This is a genomic window from Yokenella regensburgei ATCC 49455, assembly GCF_000735455.1.
GTDB lineage: Bacteria > Pseudomonadota > Gammaproteobacteria > Enterobacterales > Enterobacteriaceae > Yokenella > Yokenella regensburgei.
Genome location: NZ_JMPS01000021.1, coordinates 72694 through 95346 on the forward strand (window position 1 = coordinate 72694; position 22653 = coordinate 95346).

At 54.4% G+C, this 22653-nt stretch carries 27 protein-coding genes; 19 read left to right on the forward strand and 8 right to left on the reverse strand.

What is annotated here, in order from left to right:
• Positions 1-1185 carry an MFS transporter TsgA gene (gene tsgA, locus GYRE_RS06410; protein WP_038253919.1) on the reverse strand — a complete coding sequence of 395 codons (1185 nt, stop codon included), beginning with the start codon at positions 1183-1185 and terminating at the stop codon, positions 1-3.
• Positions 1186-1488: 303 nt separating this feature from the next.
• Between tsgA and ppiA the strand changes: the two genes are divergently transcribed.
• The 5 genes from ppiA to argD all read left to right on the forward strand — a co-directional run bounded on the left by ppiA (position 1489) and on the right by argD (position 4824).
• Positions 1489-2061, forward strand: coding sequence for a peptidylprolyl isomerase A (gene ppiA / locus GYRE_RS06415; protein WP_006817534.1), 573 nt, complete (start codon positions 1489-1491; stop codon positions 2059-2061).
• 104 nt (positions 2062-2165) lie between these two features.
• Positions 2166-2333 carry a YhfG family protein gene (locus GYRE_RS23605; protein WP_006817533.1) on the forward strand — a complete coding sequence of 56 codons (168 nt, stop codon included), beginning with the start codon at positions 2166-2168 and terminating at the stop codon, positions 2331-2333.
• The gene (locus tag GYRE_RS06420; protein WP_006817532.1) at positions 2323-2925 is read left to right on the forward strand and encodes a putative adenosine monophosphate-protein transferase Fic; all 603 of its coding nucleotides are present in this window, start codon (positions 2323-2325) and stop codon (positions 2923-2925) included. Before GYRE_RS23605 ends, GYRE_RS06420 begins: the two co-directional genes overlap by 11 nt.
• A gap of 30 nt (positions 2926-2955) precedes the next feature.
• Positions 2956-3519, forward strand: a complete 564-nt coding sequence (gene pabA, locus GYRE_RS06425) for an aminodeoxychorismate synthase component 2 (protein WP_006817531.1) — start codon at positions 2956-2958, stop codon at positions 3517-3519.
• Positions 3520-3603: 84 nt separating this feature from the next.
• The gene (argD, locus tag GYRE_RS06430) at positions 3604-4824 is read left to right on the forward strand and encodes a bifunctional acetylornithine/succinyldiaminopimelate transaminase (protein ID WP_038253921.1); all 1221 of its coding nucleotides are present in this window, start codon (positions 3604-3606) and stop codon (positions 4822-4824) included.
• On the opposite strand, the gene GYRE_RS06435 is transcribed toward argD, so the two are convergent.
• Together GYRE_RS06435 and crp are read right to left on the reverse strand one after the other, a co-directional pair.
• Positions 4814-6901, reverse strand: coding sequence for a YccS/YhfK family putative transporter (locus tag GYRE_RS06435; protein WP_038253923.1), 2088 nt, complete (start codon positions 6899-6901; stop codon positions 4814-4816). The two genes, argD and GYRE_RS06435, sit on opposite strands and share 11 nt — an antisense overlap.
• A gap of 54 nt (positions 6902-6955) precedes the next feature.
• On the reverse strand, positions 6956-7588 hold the full coding sequence (crp, locus tag GYRE_RS06440) for a cAMP-activated global transcriptional regulator CRP (RefSeq protein ID WP_000242758.1): 633 nt from the start codon (positions 7586-7588) through the stop codon (positions 6956-6958).
• Positions 7589-7891: 303 nt separating this feature from the next.
• Between crp and GYRE_RS06445 the strand changes: the two genes are divergently transcribed.
• The gene (locus GYRE_RS06445; protein WP_038253927.1) at positions 7892-8296 is read left to right on the forward strand and encodes an OsmC family protein; all 405 of its coding nucleotides are present in this window, start codon (positions 7892-7894) and stop codon (positions 8294-8296) included.
• Positions 8297-8347: 51 nt separating this feature from the next.
• Here GYRE_RS06445 and GYRE_RS06450 read toward each other — a convergent pair whose 3' ends face one another.
• The 4 genes from GYRE_RS06450 to GYRE_RS06465 are packed head-to-tail and all read right to left on the reverse strand — an operon-like array spanning position 8348 to position 12447.
• Positions 8348-9217, reverse strand: a complete 870-nt coding sequence (locus GYRE_RS06450; RefSeq protein WP_006817527.1) for a phosphoribulokinase — start codon at positions 9215-9217, stop codon at positions 8348-8350.
• Between the two features lie 35 nt (positions 9218-9252).
• Entirely contained in the window at positions 9253-9471 is a 219-nt protein-coding gene (locus GYRE_RS06455) for a YheU family protein (protein WP_006817526.1), read from the reverse strand.
• Positions 9468-10490 carry a hydrolase gene (locus tag GYRE_RS06460; protein ID WP_038253929.1) on the reverse strand — a complete coding sequence of 341 codons (1023 nt, stop codon included), beginning with the start codon at positions 10488-10490 and terminating at the stop codon, positions 9468-9470. The genes GYRE_RS06455 and GYRE_RS06460 overlap by 4 nt, the downstream gene beginning before the upstream one ends.
• A 52-nt stretch (positions 10491-10542) precedes the next feature.
• Positions 10543-12447, reverse strand: a complete 1905-nt coding sequence (locus tag GYRE_RS06465; RefSeq protein ID WP_006817524.1) for an ABC transporter ATP-binding protein — start codon at positions 12445-12447, stop codon at positions 10543-10545.
• A 122-nt stretch (positions 12448-12569) separates the two neighbouring features.
• On the opposite strand from GYRE_RS06465, the gene kefG reads away from it, so the two are divergent.
• The 4 genes from kefG to slyD all read left to right on the forward strand — a co-directional run bounded on the left by kefG (position 12570) and on the right by slyD (position 15822).
• On the forward strand, positions 12570-13124 hold the full coding sequence (gene kefG, locus GYRE_RS06470; RefSeq protein ID WP_006817523.1) for a glutathione-regulated potassium-efflux system ancillary protein KefG: 555 nt from the start codon (positions 12570-12572) through the stop codon (positions 13122-13124).
• Positions 13124-14929: a glutathione-regulated potassium-efflux system protein KefB gene (gene kefB, locus GYRE_RS06475; protein WP_038253931.1), complete on the forward strand. Its 1806-nt coding sequence runs from the start codon at positions 13124-13126 to the stop codon at positions 14927-14929. Before kefG ends, kefB begins: the two co-directional genes overlap by 1 nt.
• A gap of 10 nt (positions 14930-14939) precedes the next feature.
• A complete protein-coding gene (locus GYRE_RS06480) occupies positions 14940-15140 on the forward strand; it encodes a YheV family putative zinc ribbon protein (RefSeq protein ID WP_006817521.1) in 201 nt (66 codons plus the stop codon).
• A 94-nt stretch (positions 15141-15234) separates the two neighbouring features.
• Positions 15235-15822, forward strand: coding sequence for a peptidylprolyl isomerase (gene slyD, locus GYRE_RS06485; protein WP_006817520.1), 588 nt, complete (start codon positions 15235-15237; stop codon positions 15820-15822).
• A 52-nt stretch (positions 15823-15874) separates the two neighbouring features.
• On the opposite strand, the gene GYRE_RS06490 is transcribed toward slyD, so the two are convergent.
• The gene (locus GYRE_RS06490) at positions 15875-16093 is read right to left on the reverse strand and encodes a protein SlyX (RefSeq protein WP_006817519.1); all 219 of its coding nucleotides are present in this window, start codon (positions 16091-16093) and stop codon (positions 15875-15877) included.
• A 218-nt stretch (positions 16094-16311) separates the two neighbouring features.
• Between GYRE_RS06490 and fkpA the strand changes: the two genes are divergently transcribed.
• From fkpA to GYRE_RS23175, 9 genes are all read left to right on the forward strand, one after another.
• Entirely contained in the window at positions 16312-17130 is an 819-nt protein-coding gene (fkpA, locus tag GYRE_RS06495; protein ID WP_006817518.1) for an FKBP-type peptidyl-prolyl cis-trans isomerase, read from the forward strand.
• 178 nt (positions 17131-17308) lie between these two features.
• Positions 17309-18031, forward strand: coding sequence for a helix-turn-helix transcriptional regulator (locus GYRE_RS06500; protein WP_006817517.1), 723 nt, complete (start codon positions 17309-17311; stop codon positions 18029-18031).
• Positions 18031-18417, forward strand: a complete 387-nt coding sequence (gene tusD, locus GYRE_RS06505) for a sulfurtransferase complex subunit TusD (RefSeq protein WP_038253934.1) — start codon at positions 18031-18033, stop codon at positions 18415-18417. Before GYRE_RS06500 ends, tusD begins: the two co-directional genes overlap by 1 nt.
• A complete protein-coding gene (tusC, locus tag GYRE_RS06510) occupies positions 18417-18776 on the forward strand; it encodes a sulfurtransferase complex subunit TusC (protein ID WP_038253936.1) in 360 nt (119 codons plus the stop codon). Before tusD ends, tusC begins: the two co-directional genes overlap by 1 nt.
• Positions 18777-18783: 7 nt before the next feature.
• On the forward strand, positions 18784-19071 hold the full coding sequence (gene tusB, locus GYRE_RS06515; RefSeq protein ID WP_038253937.1) for a sulfurtransferase complex subunit TusB: 288 nt from the start codon (positions 18784-18786) through the stop codon (positions 19069-19071).
• 125 nt (positions 19072-19196) lie between these two features.
• Positions 19197-19571 (forward strand): 30S ribosomal protein S12, encoded by a 375-nt coding sequence (rpsL, locus tag GYRE_RS06520; protein WP_000246815.1) that lies wholly within the window; start codon positions 19197-19199, stop codon positions 19569-19571.
• A gap of 95 nt (positions 19572-19666) precedes the next feature.
• Entirely contained in the window at positions 19667-20137 is a 471-nt protein-coding gene (rpsG, locus tag GYRE_RS06525; protein ID WP_006817513.1) for a 30S ribosomal protein S7, read from the forward strand.
• A 97-nt stretch (positions 20138-20234) separates the two neighbouring features.
• A complete protein-coding gene (gene fusA / locus GYRE_RS06530; RefSeq protein WP_006817512.1) occupies positions 20235-22349 on the forward strand; it encodes an elongation factor G in 2115 nt (704 codons plus the stop codon).
• 70 nt (positions 22350-22419) lie between these two features.
• Positions 22420-22653 (forward strand): GTP-binding protein (locus GYRE_RS23175; RefSeq protein WP_020882629.1); only part of this gene is annotated, 234 nt, incomplete at its 3' end.

A 22653-nucleotide genomic window follows, 5' to 3' on the forward strand; every position in this document is an offset into this window, starting at 1 on the left:
TTAGTGAGCTGCCGTCGTCTCGTTATGCTGACGGTGGCGGGTCACGAACCCCAGAATGAAGCACATGACAAACACCACGGCATAGAGTCCGTTAGCAGTATGCAGCGCTGCCAGCGGGCCGCTGTGGGCAACGATCGGGCCGGTCACTACGAAGGTGAGCATGGTACCGATGGTGCCGCAGGTCAGGACGAAATTCACCAGCTTCGGTGAAGCGACTTTGGTCTGCAGTGAGCCGAGCGTGATAATCGAGGTGTAGATAGCGCTCGAGAAGAAGCCTAAGGTCAGAATGAACCATGGCATATGGTCTGGTGAACCGTTGATGAAGAAGTACATCAGCACGGTTGCCAGGCCCGCCAGCACGGTCAGAATACGCTGCAGATCGAAGAAGCGCAGAATGAAGCTGAACGCCCACATGCCAAACATGTAAGACATCCAGAAGTCGCTCACCAGCTTACCGGCATCGTTCAGGCTCATGCCAAGCCCCTTGGCATATTCCGGTACCCAGGAGATGAAACCCAGCTGACCGAGAATGTAGCACAGCGCGGCAACGGACAGGAACAGTACGCCGATCCCCCACTTCTCTTTCATGACCGGCTCATCGCTGGTCTGTGCTTTTTTACCCAGAACCGGGAATTCACAGCCGAAAGTCAGCAGGAAAATAGCGACGTAAACCAGGCCGATGCAGGCGTATACCCAGTACCATTCGATATGGCGCGCCAGCAGTACGGCGGCGACAATCGGGAAAATCATCCCGGCCATGCTGAAGAAGGAGTCGGTAAACAGCAAACGCGCACCGCGCTGACGTCCTTCGTACATGTGGGTGATGAGGAAGGTACCGATAGACATCGTGATACCGCTAACCAGGCCCAGCACGAACATGGCCACGGAGAACAACGCCAGGCTGTGGCTGAACATCAAACCGGCGACTGCCAGCACCATCAACACGAAGCCAAAACGCAGCTGGGTTCTCAGAGGCACAATTTCCATCAACCAGGCATTCAGGAAAATGGAAATCAGGATCCCGGCGTTCAGGAAGGTGAAGGTGTTGCTCATGCTGGAAACCGGCAGATGGAAGTAGTCTGCAATGTTTCCCATCACCATCCCGGTGACGATCACCAGCGCACCGGTGAGTGCGTAGGAGAAAAAGCTGATCCATGTCAGTTTGATTCGGTTGCTGTTAGTCATTGACTGGCCTGTGAATAGAAATGAAAGCGCAAATACGCTCTAATATTGAGCGTATTGACAGCGCGTCTTGGCGGGCAGATTTTATTCTCTCACGTGATGTATTCATACGATTTATGTGAAACAGATCTCATTTTGCAAACGCTTTCGTGATCGCAATCACGTTTTTTAGCCTGATAAAACCGGGCTGCGACTGGTTACATCTGTTTCAAATTCGTAAAATTAAGTAAACCTCTGGCCTGTGTCTGGAAGCCTCTTTAGAATCAAGGCACTCGCTCTTTTTACTGCACCCGTTAAGGAATTCTCATGCTCAAATCAACACTGGCGGCGGTCGCTGTCGTCTTCGCATTCTCAGCTGTTTCTCCTGCGGCTCTGGCAGCAAAGGGCGACCCGCATGTACTGCTGACGACCTCCGCGGGGAACATTGAGCTGGAACTGAACAGCCAGAAGGCACCGATTTCGGTGAAAAACTTCCTGGATTACGTGAATAATGGTTTTTATAACAACACCACTTTCCATCGTGTGATCCCGGGTTTCATGATTCAGGGCGGCGGCTTTAACGAGCAGATGCAGCAGAAGCAGCCAAACCCACCGATTAAAAACGAAGCGGATAATGGACTGCGTAACACCCGTGGCACCATCGCGATGGCGCGTACTGCAGATCAGGACAGCGCAACCAGCCAGTTCTTCATCAACGTTGCTGACAATGCCTTCCTCGACCACGGCCAGCGTGACTTCGGCTACGCGGTATTTGGTAAAGTGGTGAAAGGCATGGACGTGGCGGATAAAATCTCTCAGGTGCAGAGCCATAACGTCGGTCCTTACCAGAATGTCCCGACAAAACCTGTCGTTATCCTGTCTGCGAAGGTCCTGCCGTAATCACTCCTTGCGCGGGTTACCTCCCGCGCTTCTGTGGCCTTTCTGCGTAACCGTCAATTGCTGCTTATACTTGTGGCAAATGCGGGACTCTCAGGGAGGCCATCATGCAAAAACTCACCGATAAGCAAAAATCGCACCTCTGGGTGCAGAGCCGTAACGCGAATTTTCAGGCCAGCCGTCGTCTGGAGGGCGTTGATGTGCCGCTGGTCGTTCTTGAAAATGCGCAGGTGGTAGCGCGTCTTGAGGAACTCAGGAGGCACTATGAGCGATAAATACGGTGATGATCGCGATCCCTACCTGTACCCTGGCCTGAATGTCATGCGCAACCGACTGGGTATTCACCAGACGCAGCGCCTGGAGCAGGCGGCGTATGAGCTGACCTCACTGCGCGCGGCGACTTTGGCGCTGGGCCCGCCTGCCCGCGGTTTGCCGCACCTCTGCGCCATTCATCATCATCTTTACCAGGATGTTTTTGACTGGGCTGGCGCATTTCGCCAGGTGGATATTTACCAGGGGGACACCCGCTTCTGCCACTTTGCTTATATCGAGAAAGAGGGCAATGCGCTGATGAAGCATCTTGAGGAGGAAGCGTATCTCGCCGGGCTGGGGCGTAGTGATTTTATTTCTCGCCTGAGTCACTACTATTGTGAAATCAATGTGCTGCATCCTTTCCGGATCGGTAATGGCATTGCGCAGCGGATCTTCTTCGAGCAGCTGGCGCTGCATGCCGGGTATTTGCTCGACTGGCGAGGGATCGAGCCTGACGTCTGGGCGCAGGCGAACCAGAGCGGCGCGATGGGAGATTTGCGCGCACTTAGCGCCATCTTCAGCAAAGTAGTAAGCGAAGCGCGGGAATCTGAGTAGAATAGAGCGGATTTTTGTTCTGGAGCCGCCATGATTCTGCTGATTGATAACTACGATTCGTTCACCTGGAACCTGTACCAGTACTTTTGCGAGCTGGGGGCCGAGGTGGTGGTGAAGCGAAACGATGAAATAACTCTGGCAGAGATTGACCGCCTGGCGCCGGAAAAAATCGTTATCTCTCCGGGTCCCTGTACCCCGGATGAGTCCGGAATTTCTCTCGACGTCATTCGTCATTATGCCGGAAAACTCCCCATTCTTGGCGTGTGCCTTGGGCACCAGGCGCTGGCTCAGGTCTTTGGTGCAACCATCGTGCGGGCGGCAAAGGTCATGCACGGCAAAACGTCACCCGTTACTCACACCGGGCAGGGGGTGTTCCGGGGTCTGAACAACCCGTTGACCGTGACCCGCTATCACTCCCTGGTGATCGATCCCGCCACGCTGCCTGCCTGTTTTGACGTCACGGCGCAAAGTGACACTGGTGAAATCATGGGTATTCGACACCGCGAATGGGCACTGGAAGGGGTTCAGTTCCATCCGGAAAGTATCCTCAGCGAGCAGGGGCATCAGCTTCTGGCGAATTTCCTGCATGGCTGAATAGTGGTTGCCATTAACTGATTTTTTATGCATATTTCGTGATTATATTCTCATAATCACTGCTGCATAGAAGGTGGTCAAGACATGGCAACGGAACAACCTGCAATTACCCGCGCGACGTTTGATGATGTGATAGTGCCAATTTATTCACCTGCGGAATTTATCCCGGTGAAAGGGAAAGGCAGTCGCGTGTGGGATCAGCAGGGCAACGAGTATGTTGATTTCGCGGGCGGCATCGCGGTGACCGCGCTGGGTCATTGTCATCCGGCGCTGGTGGCGGCGCTGCATGCTCAGGGGGAAACGCTCTGGCATACCAGCAACGTCTTCACTAATGAACCAGCGTTACGCCTGGGACGTAAGCTTATTGACGCCACTTTCGCTGAACGCGTGGTGTTCATGAACTCGGGAACGGAAGCCAACGAAACCGCCTTCAAGCTGGCGCGCTATTACGCTGCCACACGGCACAGCCCTTACAAAAGCAAAATCATTGCCTTCCATAACGCGTTCCATGGTCGTTCGCTGTTTACGGTGTCCGTTGGCGGACAACCAAAATACTCCGACGGCTTTGGCCCGAAGCCGGCCGATATTATCCATGTGCCGTTTAACGATCTTCATGCCGTCGCGGCGGTGATGGATGATCACACCTGCGCGGTGGTGGTAGAGCCAATTCAGGGCGAAGGCGGTCTGACGGCGGCTACGCCGGAGTTTTTACAGGGGCTGCGTGAGCTTTGCGATAAACATCAGGCGCTGTTGGTGTTTGATGAAGTGCAGTGCGGCATGGGGCGCACCGGCTCGCTGTTTGCCTATCAGCATTATGGCGTGACGCCGGATATTTTAACCAGCGCCAAAGCGTTAGGCGGCGGATTCCCGGTGAGCGCGATGCTGACTACCGAAGACATTGCCAGCGCCTTCCACGTGGGGAGTCACGGTTCAACCTATGGCGGGAATCCGCTGGCCTGCGCGGTTGCGGAAGCCGCATTCGATGTTATCAACACCCCGGAGGTGCTCAACGGGGTGAAGGCGAAGCGCGAACTATTTGTGCAGCAATTGCAGCAAATCGATGCCCGCTTTGATGTATTCAGCGACATTCGCGGCATGGGGCTGCTGATTGGCGCGCAGCTGAAACCGCAGTACAAAGGCCGCGCCCGTGATTTCCTGCACGCTGCGGCGCGTGCGGGGGTGATGGTGCTCAACGCCGGGCCGGACGTGATGCGCTTTGCCCCATCGTTGGTGGTGGAAGAGGCGGATATCACCGAAGGGATGGCGCGCTTCGCTGAAGCGGTGAAGGCTATCGTTAACGGCTAGCTTTACTCAGTCGTCGGGTCAGCCAGATACCGTGATGCGGTCGCTGGCGCCAGGCCACTGACGAAATGGTGTACATGGCGCTAAGATGCCCCAGTACGCGCTGAAATTGCTGTTCCATGGTGCTTGAAGGCTCGTGGGACAGCATATCCTGTGATTCCATGATATTCGTCTCCCCGCTGCTTCCTGGCTCATCATATTCCAGTCGCTGTTGACAACGCTGCAGTGCAATTTCACAGGATTGCAGATAACGTTCGGTCAGCTCTGGCGTCAGACAGTTATGCTCGCGGGCAAGCGTCGTCATGGCATTGATGTGCTCGACGATAAACTGGCTATGGGTTACCCACAGTTTCATATCTTCCAGATATTGAGTGTTAAAACCGGGCTCGTGCATGGCCTGATTGAGCGAGTTGAACAGCGCATTGTGCGCCTGATTGACCCGCATTCGCTGGTAGGCGAGCGCCGGTGCCTGCGGATCGTCGCTCAGGATCAAGCGAATGGCTTCCTGATCGGCCTCCAGCGCATCTTGGGCGTTTTTACGTAGCAGGCCGGTCTGCCACTGTGGCCACAGCCACACCATGCCGCCGAAGGCTATCAGACAGCCAATGATGGTATCGATGAAGCGAGCGACAATAAACTGCTCACCGTTCAGGGTCAGAAGCTGGATGGTGTATACCGCGGTCACCGTAAAGCCCACCGTCGCCCAACCGTAGTTCTTACGAATAATCAGATAGCTGACCAGCGTGATGATGAGCATTGCACTTAGCGTATAGCCTTCCGGGACGTGGAAGTGCAGGGTACTCCCCACAATCACCAGTCCGGCGAGGGTACCGATCGCACGGTGGACGATCCTCACCCGCGTTGCGCCGTAACCGTTCTGGGTGACCAGCAGGATGGTCATCAGGATCCAGTACGGTTTTGGCAGATGCAGGGCGGCACCCATCAGGCTCGCGATGCTCAGCATCACGCTGATACGTGCGGCGCTGCGCAGCGCCGACGACTTCAACGACAGATAGCTTCTCAGTGCCGGAATAACCGGCAGGCGACGCTCTTTGTCAGCCATCAGATTACGAGGGTAGAGCGGGCGCTGGGTGCGAAGAACGCGCGCGATACGGCTGAAATGCCAGGCGCAGAACTGGCCTACCGGATTGTCCGGATGCTGGCGTGCGATTTTCTCCAGCGCGCCAAGCTGCTTATCCATCGTGAAACGGTGCGGGTAGCGGTGATAGAGAATATCGTCAGCAAGCTCGCGCAGCCGCGCTGCAATGGTCTGGGCATTCCAGCGGATAACCGCTTCGGCGTGGCTGCGCTCCACCAGTTTCTGTACCTCTTCCGGCTGATGCAGGCTGACGGAGATATGCTCCTGTAAATCGAGCCCCATCTGGAATACCCGCAGCAGTCGTTTGTAATCGCGATTTTTGTTGGCTGCCAGCATGTGCAATTGCTGGTAACACTGGCTTATCAGATCGACCGCTTTTTGCTGGCGGTTGAGCAGCGGCGGCAGCGCGGTGGTTGGGTCGGTGTGCTGGGTAAGCAGGCTGTACTTCGCTTCACAGTAGTCGGCAAGCTGGCGATACAGCAGGCTCAGGGATTCACGCAGCGGCTGCTCTTTCCACATCCAGAACCAGAACCAGTTAAAGAGCCCGTACCACAGAGTACCCAGCGCATACAGCAGCAGCGGCTGCCAGACCGGCATATTTCCGGCCAGGCTTAGGGTGAAGATGGAGGCAATCAGCGACGCGGGCAGCAGGCGGGCGTGCAGGGCGCTAATCTCAGCCGTCACGCCAAGTATCATCGTCAAACCGGTCAGGATGAGCGGCAGGGGGATGTCTTTTGCCAGCAGGAGCTGGACTATCAGGCTGCAAACGGCAAACAGCGTGCCGCCGACGACCAGGCGTTTAAAAAAGCGTTTATGCGGCGTGTCGAGGCCGGCAATGTTGCAGCAGGCAGGAACGAGGGAGAACAGCAGACCCTGCTGGAGATGGCCGAGAATCAGACCCACAGCCACAGGAAGACACAACACCAGCGTTTGCCGCAGTGCGTAGTTAACTTCCGGGTGATAGATAAGCCTGCGCCACATGGGTGATAAAACAAAAACGGCGCGCGATGTAGGTTGCGCGCCGTCTGGCATGATTTAGCGGGTACCGTAAACCACGATGGTTTTACCGTGTGCGGAGATCAGATTCTGATCTTCCAGCATTTTCAGAATACGACCCACGGTTTCACGGGAGCAGCCCACGATCTGACCGATTTCCTGACGAGTGATTTTGATCTGCATCCCGTCCGGGTGAGTCATGGCGTCCGGCTGTTTCGCCAGGTTCAGCAGCGTCTGCGCGATGCGGCCCGTTACGTCCAGGAAGGCGAGGTTGCCCACTTTCTCAGACGTTACCTGCAGACGGCGAGCCATCTGAGAAGAGAGACGCATCAGGATGTCCGGGTTTACCTGGATCAGCTGACGGAATTTTTTGTATGAAATTTCAGCGACTTCACAAGCCGTTTTAGCACGCACCCAGGCGCTACGTTCCTGGCCTTCTTCAAACAGGCCTAATTCACCGATGAAATCGCCCTGGTTGAGGTAAGAGAGGATCATCTCTTTACCTTCTTCATCCTTGATGAGTACAGCCACGGAGCCTTTCACGATGTAATACAACGTTTCTGCTTTTTCACCCTGGTGAATAAGCGTGCTCTTCGACGGGTACTTATGAATGTGGCAATGAGACAAGAACCATTCGAGAGTCGGGTCTGTTTGCGGTTTGCCAAGCACCATGCGCGATTATCCTCTGTTATAAGCTGTCTCCAGCGGCATTAGTCTTTCTGCCCCTGGGTTGCAATCGAATTCTTCCCGCTACCTGGGAAGTGGGCTGACGGTATATTCAGCAGCCTTATGTGATGTCCTCTGCAGACATGTCATTTATCAATGTAACACTGTTGCATCCCGAATGTTTTAGCATAGCTTTCGCCGCATGTCTCCTGGTGTCTCGCTTCAGCATGATGCACGTCGCCTTCCATTGCGAGAAATGTTATGTGCGCGTAATCTGTGAAGAAAATTGCAACTCAGGAGTTAAAAAATATGCAAGCGCGTGTGAAATGGGTTGAAGGGTTAACCTTCCTTGGTGAGTCGGCTTCGGGTCATCAGATTTTGATGGATGGCAACTCTGGAGATAAAGCACCGAGCCCGATGGAAATGGTGCTGATGGCGGCGGGCGGATGCAGCGCCATCGACGTGGTCTCTATTCTGCAAAAAGGCCGCCAGGCCGTGACGGATTGTGAAGTGAAGCTGACTTCAGAGCGCCGCGACGAGGCTCCGCGCCTGTTCACCCACATCAATCTGCACTTCATCGTGACCGGTAAAGATCTGAAAGATGCAACCGTCTCTCGCGCGGTGGATCTGTCTGCTGAGAAGTATTGCTCGGTGGCATTGATGCTGGAAAAAGCCGTCAACATCACGCATTCCTATGAGGTTGTTGAAGGCTGATGTTAATGCGGGTGGTCACTCACCCCCTTCCCGGCGGAAGAGGGGTGAGGTTTATCCGATTTTTTTCCCTTCCATGATTCGCTGTACCAACGGCGCCATGATCAGCTCCATCGCCAGCCCCATTTTCCCGCCCGGTACCACCAGAGTATTCATATGTGAAATGAACGAGCCCTGCAGCATAGCCAACAGCCATGGGTAGTCGATTCCCGCCAGATTACGGAAATGAATGACCACGAAGCTCTCATCAAGCGAAGGAATTCCTTTTGCGGCAAACGGGTTCGAGGTATCGACGGTCGGGACGCGCTGGAAGTTAATGTGGGTACGGGAAAACTGCGGAGTAATGAAGTTGATGTAGTCCTCCATTGAGCGCACCACGGAATCCATCACTGCCTCGCGCGAATGACCGCGCTCGCCGGTGTCGCGCACCAGCTTCTGGATCCACTCAAGGTTGACGATGGGCACCACGCCGACCAGCAGATCGACATGACGGGCGACATCCTGATCCTTTGTCACTACGCCGCCGTGCAGGCCTTCATAGAACAAGACGTCGGTAGGTTCGGGCAACGGCTGCCACGGCGTGAAGGTGCCTGGCACCTGGTCCCAGGGGACCGCTTCATCATAGGTATGCAGGTATTTACGCGACTGGCCTTTACCGCTCAGGCCGTACTCGTGGAAGGTTTGTTCGAGCAGGCTAAAGTCATTGGCTTCCGGGCCAAAATAGCTGATGTGCTTTCCCAGGTCGCGCGCCTTACGGATAGCCATATCCATTTCAGGCCGCGTGTAGCGATGAAAGCTGTCGCCCTCAACCTCCGCGGCGCGGAGCTTGAGCTGGGAGAAAATCTTACGAAATGCGAGGCTGGTGGTTGTGGTTCCGGCACCGCTGGAGCCCGTGACTGCAATAACCGGGTGTTTGGCCGACATAGCGAACAGCTCCCTGAGTCAATGGTGATGGAGGGTCAGCCGTTAAACTGCTTGCGCGACATAATATTGACGGTCTCGTGCAGTTCGGACCACACCAGCACGGCCTCACCGCTTTGCAGCTGTTGTTTAACGTCGGCGACCTTATCTTTTAATGAACGTTCATGTTCACCATAGTCGGTGCCTTCGCGCAAGACAAAACTTTCGATCAGGTTTTCGAGCGCCTCCGGGCTCAGGTCCTGCCAGGGGATCATCATGCCTGTGCCCTCAGCCAGCGGGTTAACCAGTCGGGAATGCGCTTTTCGAGCCACATTTCCGGTTTACGCAGGGTGCCACCCACAAAGCCGACGTGGCCGCCGTGCTCCGTCAGTTGATACTCAACGTTTGGCGGCAGCTGTTCCTGAGGAGGAATGGAGTGATGATCCATAAACGGATCGTCCTTCGCATGGATGATAAGCGTAGGAATTTTGATTTCACTCAGGACCGGCATAGCGCTGCACTGACGGTAGTAGTCGATAGCATCCGCGAAACCGTGGATTTTCGAGGTGATAAGGTCATCGAATTCACGGATACGACGCACGCTTTTCAACTGCCGCAGGTTAATCGGCAGGGTTCCAGGGTAGGCCTTGAGCTTGCGGGCGGCGTTACCCTTGAGCAGATTTAGCAGATAACGCTGATAAACCCGGGAAAAACCCTTATCCATATGATAGCTACAGGCTTCCAGCATGAAGGGGGCGGACACAATAACTGCGGCGTTCAGCGGCACGTCGGCGCCTTCTTTCGCCAGCAGACAGCCGAGCATATTCCCACCGAGTGAATACCCTACCGCCGCCGTAGGTGCGTTGCCAAACTGGCGTTGCAGCCAGTTGAGGAACCAGGTGCCGTCTTCGGTTTCCCCGGAGTGGTAAATACGTTCGTTACGATTAGGCTCACCGCTACAGCCGCGAAAATGCATCACTACGCCGAGCCAGCCGCGCTGCTGCGCCGCGTGGATCAGGCCGTGGGCATAGGGGCTGTAAAGGCTGCCTTCTAACCCGTGAAAGACCACCAGGCGCGGTTTATGGCGCGCCTGTTCGGGATCTTCACTCCAGGCAAGATCGACAAAATCACCGTCGGGTAGCTCAAGACGCTGCCAGTGCGGAGTGAACTGCAGCTTGCGGCGAATTAGCCGCGGCAGCATGGTCTGCAGGTGGCAGTTCTTAATGCCTCGCATCGGTACGAAGGAGGCATCATCTTCCGGTGGTAATTCGAAATCTACGGGGGTTATCTGAGTCATTGCGCTCTACTATACCGCCCGGCCGGTTTCATGTTTATGAATTCGAGCCACATTACCCCTCCTGCAGCATCTGTTCGAGTTGCTCCTGCGCCTCAAGCCACGCCATTTCGCACTCTTCAAGCCCGGATTTCGCGCTGGCCTGCTGTTGCAGGCAGGCGGTCAGCTCTGCTTTGCGCGCCTGATCGTACAGGCCGCTATCGCCAAGCGTTTCTTCCGCCTGTGCCAGCTCGGCATTAAGTTTCTCCATCTCTTTTTCGAGACGAGTAATCTCTTTGCGCAGCGGCTGCGTCTGAGTACGCAGTTCTGCTTCGCGGCGTTTCTGATCTTTACGCGCCTGGGCGCTGTTGGCGTTGTCCTTCGACGCTTCCGTTGGCTGGTTTTCCTGCTTCTGCACGTCGGTCAGCCACTGCTGATAGTCGTCCAGATCGCCGTCGAACGGTTCGACTTTACCATCATGAACCAGATACAGATCGTCAGTGGTGGAACGCAGAAGGTGACGGTCGTGCGAAACCACCACTAATGCACCTTCAAATTCGATCAGCGCTTCGGTCAACGCCTGGCGCATGTCGAGATCGAGGTGGTTAGTTGGTTCATCGAGCAGCAGCAGGTTCGGGCGCTGCCAGACGATCAGCGCCAGCACCAGGCGCGCTTTTTCGCCGCCGGAGAAACGTGCCGTGTGTTCGGTGACTTTATCACCCTGGAAGCCAAAGCCGCCCAGATAGTCGCGCAGCTTCTGCTCAAGCTCCTGCGGCGCCAGGCGTGCCAGGTGCTGAATCGGTGATTCATCCGCCCGTAAGAATTCCAGCTGATGCTGAGCAAAATAGCCAAGCTTGATGCCTTTCGCCAGACCGATATCACCGCTGATGGGCGCCAGCTCGCCTGCCAGCATTTTGATAAGCGTTGATTTACCAGCACCGTTGCGGCCGAGCAGGCCGATACGCGAGCCCGGCACCAGGTTGAGCTTGATGGAGTCGAGAATGACGCGTTCGCCATAGCCTGCGCTGACCTTTTCCATCTTCAGCAGCGGGTTTGGCAGGCTTTCCGGCGCGCGGAAGCTAAAGTGGAACGGGTTATCGACGTGTGCCGGGGCAATCATCTCCATGCGCTCAAGCATTTTTACCCGGCTTTGAGCCTGCTTGGCTTTTGAGGCTTTTGCTTTAAAGCGATCGATGAAGCTTTGCAGGTGCGCGACTTTTTGCTGCTGGCTTTCAAACATCGACTGCTGCTGAGCAAGCCGGGTCGAACGCTGAATTTCGAACGACGAGTAGTTGCCGGTGTATTCGAACATGGTTTCCTGTTCGATATGAATAATTTTGCCCACTACCGGGTCGAGGAAGTCGCGGTCGTGGGAAATCAGAATCAGAGTGCCCTGATAGCTTTTCAGCCACTTCTCAAGCCAGATAACGGCATCAAGATCGAGGTGGTTGGTCGGTTCATCGAGCAGCAGCAGATCAGAACGGCAAATCAGCGCCTGCGCCAGGTTAAGGCGCATTCGCCATCCACCGGAGAAGTCGCTTACCGGGCGTTCGAGCTGTTCATTGCTGAAGCCTAAACCGTGCAGCAGGCTTGAAGCGCGGGAGCGAATAGTCCATGCATCAATCGCGTCCAGTTTGCCGTGAACGGTCGCGATCGCGTGGCCGTCGTCGCGCTCGTTGGCGCGCTGCAGCTCGGCTTCCAGTTGACGGTATTCGCGGTCACCGTCGATGACATAGTCTAAAGCGGGCACCTTCAGGGCGGGGGTTTCCTGATTTACCCAGGCGAGCTGCCAGTTACCCGGGTAGGTGAAACTTCCACCGTCGGCGCTGATTTCATTTTTCAGCAGGGCCAGCAGCGTGGATTTACCGCAGCCGTTTTTACCCACCAGGCCAACTTTCTGCCCGGGGTTGATGGTAGCGGTAGCGTTATCCAACAGGACGCGAACGCCGCGACGAATTTGTAATGAGGAGAAAACAATCATAAGGCGCCGTATGTTCAGACTATGTTAATTTGTCATTATGATAATGTAATGTGCGGGCAATTTTCCGCACCGGGCCGCCATGGTAGCCCAAAACGATAACGATAGACAAAACCGGGAGGGGGATGATGTCTCAGACAGCGAAAGTTTTGCTGCTGTATGCCCATCCGGAATCTCAGGACTCGGTGGCTAACCGGGTTTTGCTTAAGCCGGCGTTGCAACTGCAGAATGTGACCGTGCATGACCTTTATGCACACTACCCAGACTTCTTTATTGATATTCAGCGCGAGCAGGCTCTGCTTCGTGAGCATGATGTTATCGTTTTCCAGCATCCGCTATATACCTATAGCTGTCCGGCGTTGCTCAAAGAGTGGATGGACAGGGTATTGAGCCGGGGGTTTGCCAGCGGGGTGGGGGGCAACCAGCTGGCGGGAAAGTACTGGCGGAGCGTCATCACGACCGGCGAGCCGGAAGCAGCCTACCGTCATGATGGGTTAAACCGCTACCCGATGAGCGATATTTTACGTCCCTTCGAACTCACCGCCGCCATGTGCCACATGCACTGGATGACGCCTATCATCGTTTACTGGGCGCGCCGTCAGCCTCCTGAGGAGCTGGCGAGTCACGCCCGCGCCTATGGTGACTGGCTGGCCTCGCCCGTGATTGTCGGAGGCCGCTGATGGAAGCTTCCAATTTGCTGCTGGCTGGCGTGCTGTTCCTGTTTGCCGCCGTCGTTGCCGTTCCGTTGGCCGCGCGGATAGGTATTGGCGCGGTGCTGGGCTATCTGTTGGCTGGGATCGCTATCGGCCCGTGGGGGTTAGGTTTCATCAGCGATGTTGATGAGATTTTGCATTTCTCCGAGCTGGGCGTTGTGTTTCTGATGTTCATCATCGGCCTTGAGCTGAACCCGGCGAAACTCTGGCAACTGCGGCGCTCCATCTTTGGCGTTGGGGCGGCTCAGGTTGGCCTCAGTGCGGCTATTCTGGCGGGGCTTTTGATGCTAACGGATTTCTCGTGGCAGGCCGCCGTCGTAGGTGGGATTGGGCTCGCGATGTCCTCAACCGCGATGGCGCTGCAGTTAATGCGCGAAAAAGGTATGAACCGCAGCGAGGCAGGGCAGCTTGGTTTTTCGGTGCTGCTGTTCCAGGACCTGGCGGTGATCCCGGCGCTGGCGCTGGTACCGCTGCTGGCCGGTGCCGGGGATGAACATCCGGACTGGTTCAAAATCGGTCTGAAGGTTCTGGCTTTCGCGGGCGTACTGGTGGGGGGCCGTTACCTGCTGCGACCCGTTTTCCGCTTCATTGCTGGCTCTGGCGTGCGGGAAGTGTTCACCGCCGCCACGCTGTTGCTGGTGCTGGGTTCGGCGCTGTTTATGGATGCGCTGGGGCTGTCGATGGCGCTCGGTACGTTCATCGCCGGGGTGTTGCTGGCGGAAAGTGAGTATCGACACGAACTGGAAATTGCTATTGAGCCGTTCAAAGGTCTGCTGCTGGGGCTGTTCTTTATCTCCGTTGGCATGGCGCTCAATCTTGGCGTGCTTTACACCCACTTACTGTGGGTGGTGATTAGCGTCGCGGTGCTGGTGGCGGTGAAAACGCTGGTGCTGTACGTGCTGGCGCGGCTGTACCAGTTACGCAGTTCTGAGCGGATGCAGTTTGCCGGAGTGCTGAGCCAGGGCGGCGAGTTTGCTTTCGTGCTGTTTTCAACGGCCCCATCGCAGCGTCTGTTCCAGCACGATCAGATGGCACTTTTGCTGGTGGCGGTCACACTGTCGATGATGACCACGCCGCTGTTGATGAAAGTGATTGATAGGGTGTTGTCGCACCGCTTTAATGGCTCTGAAGCCGAAGACGAAGCGCCATGGGTAGAAGATGATAAGCCGCAGGTGATTGTGGTGGGCTTCGGGCGTTTTGGTCAGGTGATTGGTCGTTTGCTGATGGCGAATAAAATGCGTATTACCGTGCTGGAGCGCGATATCAGCGCCGTGAACCTGATGCGTAAATACGGCTACAAGGTGTATTACGGTGATGCTACGCAGGTGGAGCTGCTGCGTTCTGCCGGTGCTGAGGATGCGCAGTCGATTGTTATCACCTGCAACGAGCCAGAAGACACCATGAAGCTGGTGGAGATCTGCCAGCAGCACTTCCCGCATCTGCATATTCTGGCGCGTGCACGAGGTCGAGTAGAAGCACATGAGCTTTTACAGGCCGGGGTGAAACAGTTCTCGCGTGAGACCTTCTCCAGTGCGCTGGAGCTGGGGCGCAAAGCGCTGGTCACGCTCGGGATGCACCCGCATCAGGCCCAGCGTGCGCAGCTACACTTCCGCCGTCTTGATATGCGTATGTTACGTGAGCTCATGCCGGTGCATACCGACACCCAACAGATTTCTCGCGTCAGAGAGGCGCGACGCGAGCTGGAGGATATCTTCCAGCGCGAGATGCAGCAGGAACGACGCCAGCTGGATGGCTGGGATGAATTCGAATAGAAGGTGAAAAATGGCAGTACGTAAACGTTTTATTGCCGGGGCGAAATGCCCGGCGTGCCAGGCTCAGGATTCAATGGCCATGTGGCGCGAGAATAATGTCGATATTGTTGAGTGTGTTAAGTGCGGTCACCAGATGCGCGAGGCCGATAAAGAGGTTCGCGACCATGTGCGAAAAGAAGAGCAAGTGATCGGGATTTTTCATCCGGAGTAGCGATCCGTGCTGTCTTTTTTTAAGCTAGTGGGTACACGGGTGCAGAATTCCGCTACAATCTGCGCCACTAATCTTTCCATGCTCAGGAGATATCATGAAAGTAGCAAAAGACCTGGTGGTCAGCCTGGCCTATCAGGTACGTACAGAAGACGGTGTGTTGGTTGATGAGTCTCCGGTGAGTGCGCCGCTGGACTACCTGCATGGTCACGGTTCCCTGATTTCTGGCCTGGAAAACGCGCTGGAAGGTCACGACGTTGGTGATAAATTCGACGTTGCGGTCACTGCGAACGACGCTTACGGTCAGTACGACGAGAACCTGGTTCAGCGTGTTCCGAAAGAAGTTTTCATGGGCGTTGACGAGCTGCAGGTTGGCATGCGTTTCCTGGCTGAAACCGACCAGGGTCCGGTTCCGGTTGAGATCACCGAAGTTGAAGACGACCACGTTGTTGTTGATGGCAACCACATGCTGGCTGGCCAGAACCTGAAGTTCAACGTTGAAGTTGTGGCTATCCGTGAAGCAACCGAAGAAGAACTGGCTCATGGCCACGTTCACGGTGCACACGATCATCACCACGATCACGACCATGGCCACGACGGTTGCTGTGGTGGTCACGGCCACGGTCATGACCACGAACACGGTAAAGGCGGTTGCGGCGGTAATGGCGGCTGCGGTTGCCACTAACCGGTTCGTATCGGGTATAAAAAAAGCGGGAATATCCCGCTTTTTTTTCGCCTCAATAGTGGGGAGGCGGCGTCTCTTCAGACGGTGACGCCATCTGTGAAGGCTGGCTGGCTTTGAGCTTTTCAGCCATCAGGCGAAGATGATCGCGCATTTTCGCCATTTCCATTTCGTGGGCGGTGACGGTCTGGTTGAGATCCTCAATGGTTATCTCCTGAAATGCCAGCCGGCTTTCCAGTTCCGCCAGTCGCGCTTCCATCGTTTTCTCGTGCATTGTTCACCTCATCACGGTTATCTGCGGGCGGATTCTACTCAACTTTCCCTGTCGCCGCAGCTTCTTAACCGCGCTGAGGAAACTTATTTACACAAAAAGAGTCTGAAAAGATCTGTTATTAGGGAGAGTCTATATGTTGATTTCTTCCACAAGGCTTTATAGTACGCTACTCATTTACGTTAACCCTGGGGTGAGATGCCCCGGCCCTGGAGAAATGGATGAAATCACTGTTTAAAGTAACGCTTCTGGCAACCACCATGGCCGTTGCGCTGAACGCGCCGCTGTCTTTCGCCGCTGATGCCGCTAAACCAGCTGCTGCAGCCGACAGCAAAGCCGCTTTCAAAAACGACGACCAGAAATCCGCATATGCGCTGGGTGCTTCGCTGGGCCGTTACATGGAAAACTCCCTGAAGGAACAGGAAAAACTGGGCATCAAACTGGATAAAGATCAGCTGATCGCTGGCGTCCAGGATGCATTTGCCGATAAGAGCAAACTGTCAGATCAGGAAATCGAGCAAACGCTGCAGGCGTTTGAAACCCGCGTGAAGACTTCTGCTCAGCAGAAGATGGAAAAAGACGCTGCTGATAACGAAGCGAAAGGCAAAGCCTTCCGTGATGCTTTTGCCAAAGAGAAGGGTGTGAAAACCTCTTCTACCGGTCTGCTGTACAAAGTAGAGAAAGCCGGTACTGGTGAAGCACCGAAAGATACCGACACCGTGGTGGTGAACTACAAAGGCACCCTGATTGACGGTAAAGAGTTTGATAACTCCTACACCCGCGGTGAGCCGCTGACCTTCCGTCTGGATGGTGTTATCCCGGGCTGGACCGAAGGCCTGAAGAACATCAAGAAAGGTGGCAAGATCAAGATGGTCATTCCACCGGATCTGGCATACGGTAAAACCGGCGTTCCGGGCATCCCGGCTAACTCCACGCTGGTATTCGACGTCGAGCTGCTGGATGTGAAGCCAGCGCCGAAAGCTGATGCTAAGCCGGACGCTGCCGCAGACAATAAAGCGGCAGACGCCAGCAAAAAATAAGGCTGATGAAGCCGCCGCCTGCAAGGGCGGCGGTTTTTTTATTTTGGGGCAGATATAATTAACACTGGAAAGCGCCTTATGCGCTGTATTACCTTAGATGCCCCTATCTTTATAATGATGATGCTGAGCCTGCCCTGACCATCTAACGACAGGCTCCTGAAAAGGAGTGCTTTTTTTCATGTCCAGGTCGCTATTAACCAATGAAACCAGTGAGCTAGATTTACTGGATCAACGTCCTTTCGATCAAACCGATTTCGCTATTCTAAAATCATACGAAGCGGTTGTGGACGGGTTAGCGATGCTCATCGGCTCTCACTGTGAAATTGTATTGCACTCGTTGCAGGACCTTAAGTGTTCCGCGATTCGAATTGCAAACGGTGAACACACCGGGCGAAAAATCGGCTCTCCAATAACCGATCTTGCTCTGCGCATGCTGCACGATATGACTGGTGCAGACAGCAGCGTTTCCAAATGTTATTTCACTCGCGCCAAAAGTGGCGTATTGATGAAGTCGCTGACCATTGCCATCCGCAATCGCGAACACCGCGTGATTGGTCTGCTGTGCATCAACATGAACCTTGATGTACCGTTCTCGCAGATTATGGGCACCTTTATTCCGCCGGAAACCCCGGAAGTGAACTCGCAGGTGAACTTTGCTTCGTCCGTCGAAGATCTCGTGACCCAGACGCTGGAATTCACCATTGAAGAGGTGAATGCCGATCGCAACGTTTCAAATAATGCTAAAAACCGTCAGATCGTTCTCAATCTCTATGAAAAAGGCATCTTCGATATCAAAGATGCGATTAACCAGGTTGCTGACCGTCTGAACATCTCTAAGCACACCGTGTATCTCTACATTCGTCAGTTCAAAAGCGGCGATTTCCAGGGGCAAGATAAGTAATGCGTTTTGCCCTGATGGTCACTGGCCCGGCTTATGGTACGCAGCAGGCAAGCAGCGCGCTGCAGTTCGCTCAGGCGCTGCTCAAAGAGAATCATCAACTGGAGAGCGTCTTCTTTTATCGTGAAGGCGTGTACAACGCCAATCAGCTGACTTCTCCGGCAAGCGATGAATTTGACCTTGTGCGCGCCTGGCAGGCGTTGCATGAAGAACATGGCGTCGCGTTGCATATTTGTGTTGCCGCGGCGCTGCGCCGTGGCGTGACCGATGAAACCGAAGCGGGACAGCTTGGCCTTGCCAGCTTTAATCTGCAGCCTGGGTTTACGCTCAGTGGCCTGGGTGCGCTCGCCGAAGCAGCGTTAACCTGCGATCGAATGGTGCAGTTCTGATGAAACGTGTCGCTTTTGTGTTTTCCAGCGCCCCGCACGGTAGCACCTCAGGCCGGGAAGGGCTGGATGCTTTACTTGCTACCTCCGCACTGACCGACGAGATTGGCGTCTTTTTCGTTGGCGACGGTGTTTTCCAGTTGCTCAGTGGGCAACATCCGCAAGCCATACTCGCCCGTGACTACATCTCTACTTTCAAGTTGCTGCCGCTTTACGATATTGAGCAGTGCTGGGTCTGTTCTGCCGCGCTGCGTGAGCGTGGGCTTGCGACCAAAACCGAATTTGTCATCGATGCCGAGGTGCTGGAGCCAGATGCCCTGCGCCAGAAGCTCGATAGTTTCGACGTTATTCTGAGGTTCTGAGACTGCTATGTTGCATACACTGAGTACTTCCCCCTGGCATGCTGACCTGCATACGTTGTGCCGTATGTTGAAAGCAGGGGATGAAGTGGTGATGCTCTCCGATGGTGTGCTGGCGGCGCTTAACGGCAACCCGTTTCTTGAATTGCTGGCAGATGCCCCCATATCGCTTTATGTCTTAAAGGAAGACCTTGACGCCCGGGGTCTTTCTGGTCAAATTTCGAGCGCTGTCGTCAGGGTTGACTATACTGATTTCGTCAGACTGGCGGTAAAACACCCTGGCCAGTTGGCCTGGTAGCCACGCGATCGTTGTATATTTCTTGACACCTTTTCGGCGTAGCCCTAAAATTTCGCGTCCTCATATTGTATGAGGTCGTTTTATTACGTGTTTACGAAGCAAAAGCTAAAACCAGGAGCTATTTAATGGCAACAGTTAACCAGCTGGTACGCAAACCACGTGCACGCAAAGTTGCGAAAAGCAACGTGCCTGCGCTGGAAGCATGCCCGCAGAAACGTGGCGTATGTACTCGTGTATATACCACCACTCCTAAGAAACCAAACTCCGCACTGCGTAAAGTTTGCCGTGTGCGTCTGACTAACGGTTTCGAAGTCACCTCCTACATCGGTGGTGAAGGTCACAACCTGCAGGAGCACTCCGTGATCCTGATCCGTGGCGGTCGTGTTAAAGACCTCCCGGGTGTTCGTTACCACACCGTTCGTGGTGCGCTTGACTGCTCCGGCGTTAAAGACCGTAAGCAGGCTCGCTCCAAGTACGGCGTGAAGCGTCCTAAGGCTTAATGGTTCTCCGTTAAGTAAGGCCAAACGTTTTATATTAATGTCAAACTTAACTCTTTGAGTTTTGGACAATCCTGAATTAACAACGGAGTATTTCCATGCCACGTCGTCGCGTCATTGGTCAGCGTAAAATTCTGCCGGATCCTAAGTTCGGATCAGAACTGCTGGCTAAATTTGTGAACATCCTGATGGTAGATGGTAAAAAATCTACTGCAGAAACAATCGTATACAGTGCTCTTGAGACCCTGGCTCAGCGCTCTGGTAAAAATGAACTGGAAGCATTCGAAGTTGCGCTCGAAAACGTGCGCCCGACTGTCGAAGTTAAGTCCCGCCGCGTAGGTGGTTCTACTTATCAGGTTCCAGTTGAAGTCCGTCCGGTTCGTCGTAATGCTCTGGCAATGCGTTGGATCGTTGAAGCTGCTCGTAAACGCGGTGATAAATCTATGGCCCTGCGTCTGGCGAACGAACTCACTGATGCTGCAGACAACAAAGGTACTGCAGTTAAGAAACGTGAAGATGTTCACCGTATGGCAGAAGCCAACAAGGCGTTCGCACACTACCGTTGGTAATCCCTTCGGAGTTTTAGTCACCAGGCGGGCGCTTCAGAGAAGCCGCCCGCTCTGGGTTACTTAATCTGAGCGCCTAAAGAGACAAACGAGGAATCAAATGGCTCGTACAACACCCATCGCACGCTACCGTAACATCGGTATCAGTGCGCACATCGACGCCGGTAAAACCACTACTACCGAACGTATTCTGTTCTACACCGGTGTAAACCACAAAATCGGTGAAGTTCATGACGGCGCGGCTACCATGGACTGGATGGAGCAGGAGCAGGAACGTGGTATCACCATCACTTCCGCTGCGACTACTGCATTCTGGTCTGGTATGGCTAAGCAGTATGAACCGCATCGCGTAAACATCATCGACACCCCGGGCCACGTTGACTTCACTATCGAAGTAGAACGTTCCATGCGTGTTCTTGATGGTGCGGTAATGGTTTACTGCGCAGTTGGTGGTGTTCAGCCGCAGTCTGAAACCGTATGGCGTCAGGCAAACAAATATAAAGTTCCACGCATTGCGTTCGTTAACAAAATGGACCGCATGGGCGCGAACTTCCTGAAAGTTGTTGGTCAGATCAAATCCCGTCTGGGCGCGAACCCGGTTCCGCTGCAGCTGGCGATTGGTGCTGAAGAAGGTTTCACCGGTGTTGTTGACCTGGTGAAAATGAAAGCCATCAACTGGAACGATGCAGACCAGGGCGTTACCTTCGAATACGAAGATATCCCGGCTGACATGCAGGAACTGGCTGAAGAATGGCACCAGAACCTGATCGAATCCGCAGCTGAAGCTTCTGAAGAGCTGATGGAGAAATACCTGGGTGGTGAAGAACTGACTGAAGAAGAGATCAAAAAAGCTCTGCGTCAGCGCGTTCTGAACAACGAAATCATCCTGGTAACCTGTGGTTCTGCATTCAAGAACAAAGGTGTTCAGGCGATGCTGGATGCGGTAATTGATTACCTGCCATCCCCGACTGACGTTCCTGCGATCAACGGTATGCTGGACGACGGTAAAGATACTCCGGCTGAGCGTCACGCTAGCGATGAAGAGCCGTTTGCTGCTCTGGCATTCAAAATCGCTACCGACCCGTTTGTGGGTAACCTGACCTTCTTCCGCGTGTATTCTGGTGTGGTTAACTCCGGTGACACCATCCTGAACTCCGTGAAAGCTGCTCGTGAGCGTTTCGGCCGTATCGTACAGATGCACGCTAACAAACGTGAAGAGATCAAAGAAGTTCGCGCAGGCGACATCGCTGCAGCGATCGGTCTGAAAGACGTGACCACAGGTGATACCCTGTGTGATCCGAACGCACCGATCATTCTGGAGCGTATGGAATTCCCGGAACCGGTAATCTCCATCGCCGTTGAACCGAAAACCAAAGCTGACCAGGAAAAAATGGGTCTGGCTCTGGGCCGTCTGGCTAAAGAAGACCCGTCATTCCGCGTATGGACTGACGAAGAATCTAACCAGACCATCATCGCTGGTATGGGCGAACTGCACCTCGACATCATCGTTGACCGCATGAAGCGTGAATTCAACGTTGAAGCTAACGTGGGTAAACCTCAGGTTGCTTACCGCGAAGCGATTCGCGCGAAAGTTACCGACATTGAAGGTAAACACGCTAAGCAGTCTGGTGGTCGTGGTCAGTACGGTCATGTTGTTATCGACATGTACCCGCTGGAGCCGGGCTCTAACCCGAAAGGTTACGAGTTCATCAACGACATTAAAGGTGGTGTAATTCCTGGCGAATACATCCCGGCCGTTGATAAAGGTATCCAGGAACAGCTGAAATCAGGTCCGTTGGCTGGTTACCCTGTGGTCGATCTCGGCGTGCGTCTGCACTTCGGTTCTTACCACGACGTTGACTCCTCTGAGCTGGCGTTTAAACTGGCAGCTTCTATTGCCTTTAAAGATGGCTTCAAGAAAGCAAAACCTGTTCTGCTTGAGCCAATCATGAAGGTTGAAGTAGAAACTCCGGAAGAGAACACCGGTGACGTTATCGGTGACTTGAGCCGTCGCCGCGGCATGCTGCGCGGTCAGGAATCTGAAGTAACTGGCGTTAAGATCCACGCTGAAGTTCCGCTGTCCGAAATGTTCGGTTATGCAACTCAGCTGCGTTCTCTGACCAAAGGTCGTGCATCATACACCATGGAATTCCTGAAGTATGATGATGCGCCGAACAACGTTGCTCAGGCCGTTATTGAAGCCCGTGGCAAATAAGCCGCAGGGTTAAAACCAAAGTCCCGTGCTCTCTCCACGAGGGGAGAGCACTATAGTAAGGAATATAGCCGTGTCTAAAGAAAAATTTGAACGTACAAAACCGCACGTTAACGTCGGCACCATCGGCCACGTTGACCACGGTAAAACTACCCTGACCGCTGCAATCACTACCGTACTGGCTAAAACCTACGGTGGTTCTGCTCGTGCATTCGACCAGATCGATAACGCGCCGGAAGAAAAAGCTCGTGGTATCACCATCAACACTTCTCACGTTGAATATGACACCCCGACTCGCCACTACGCG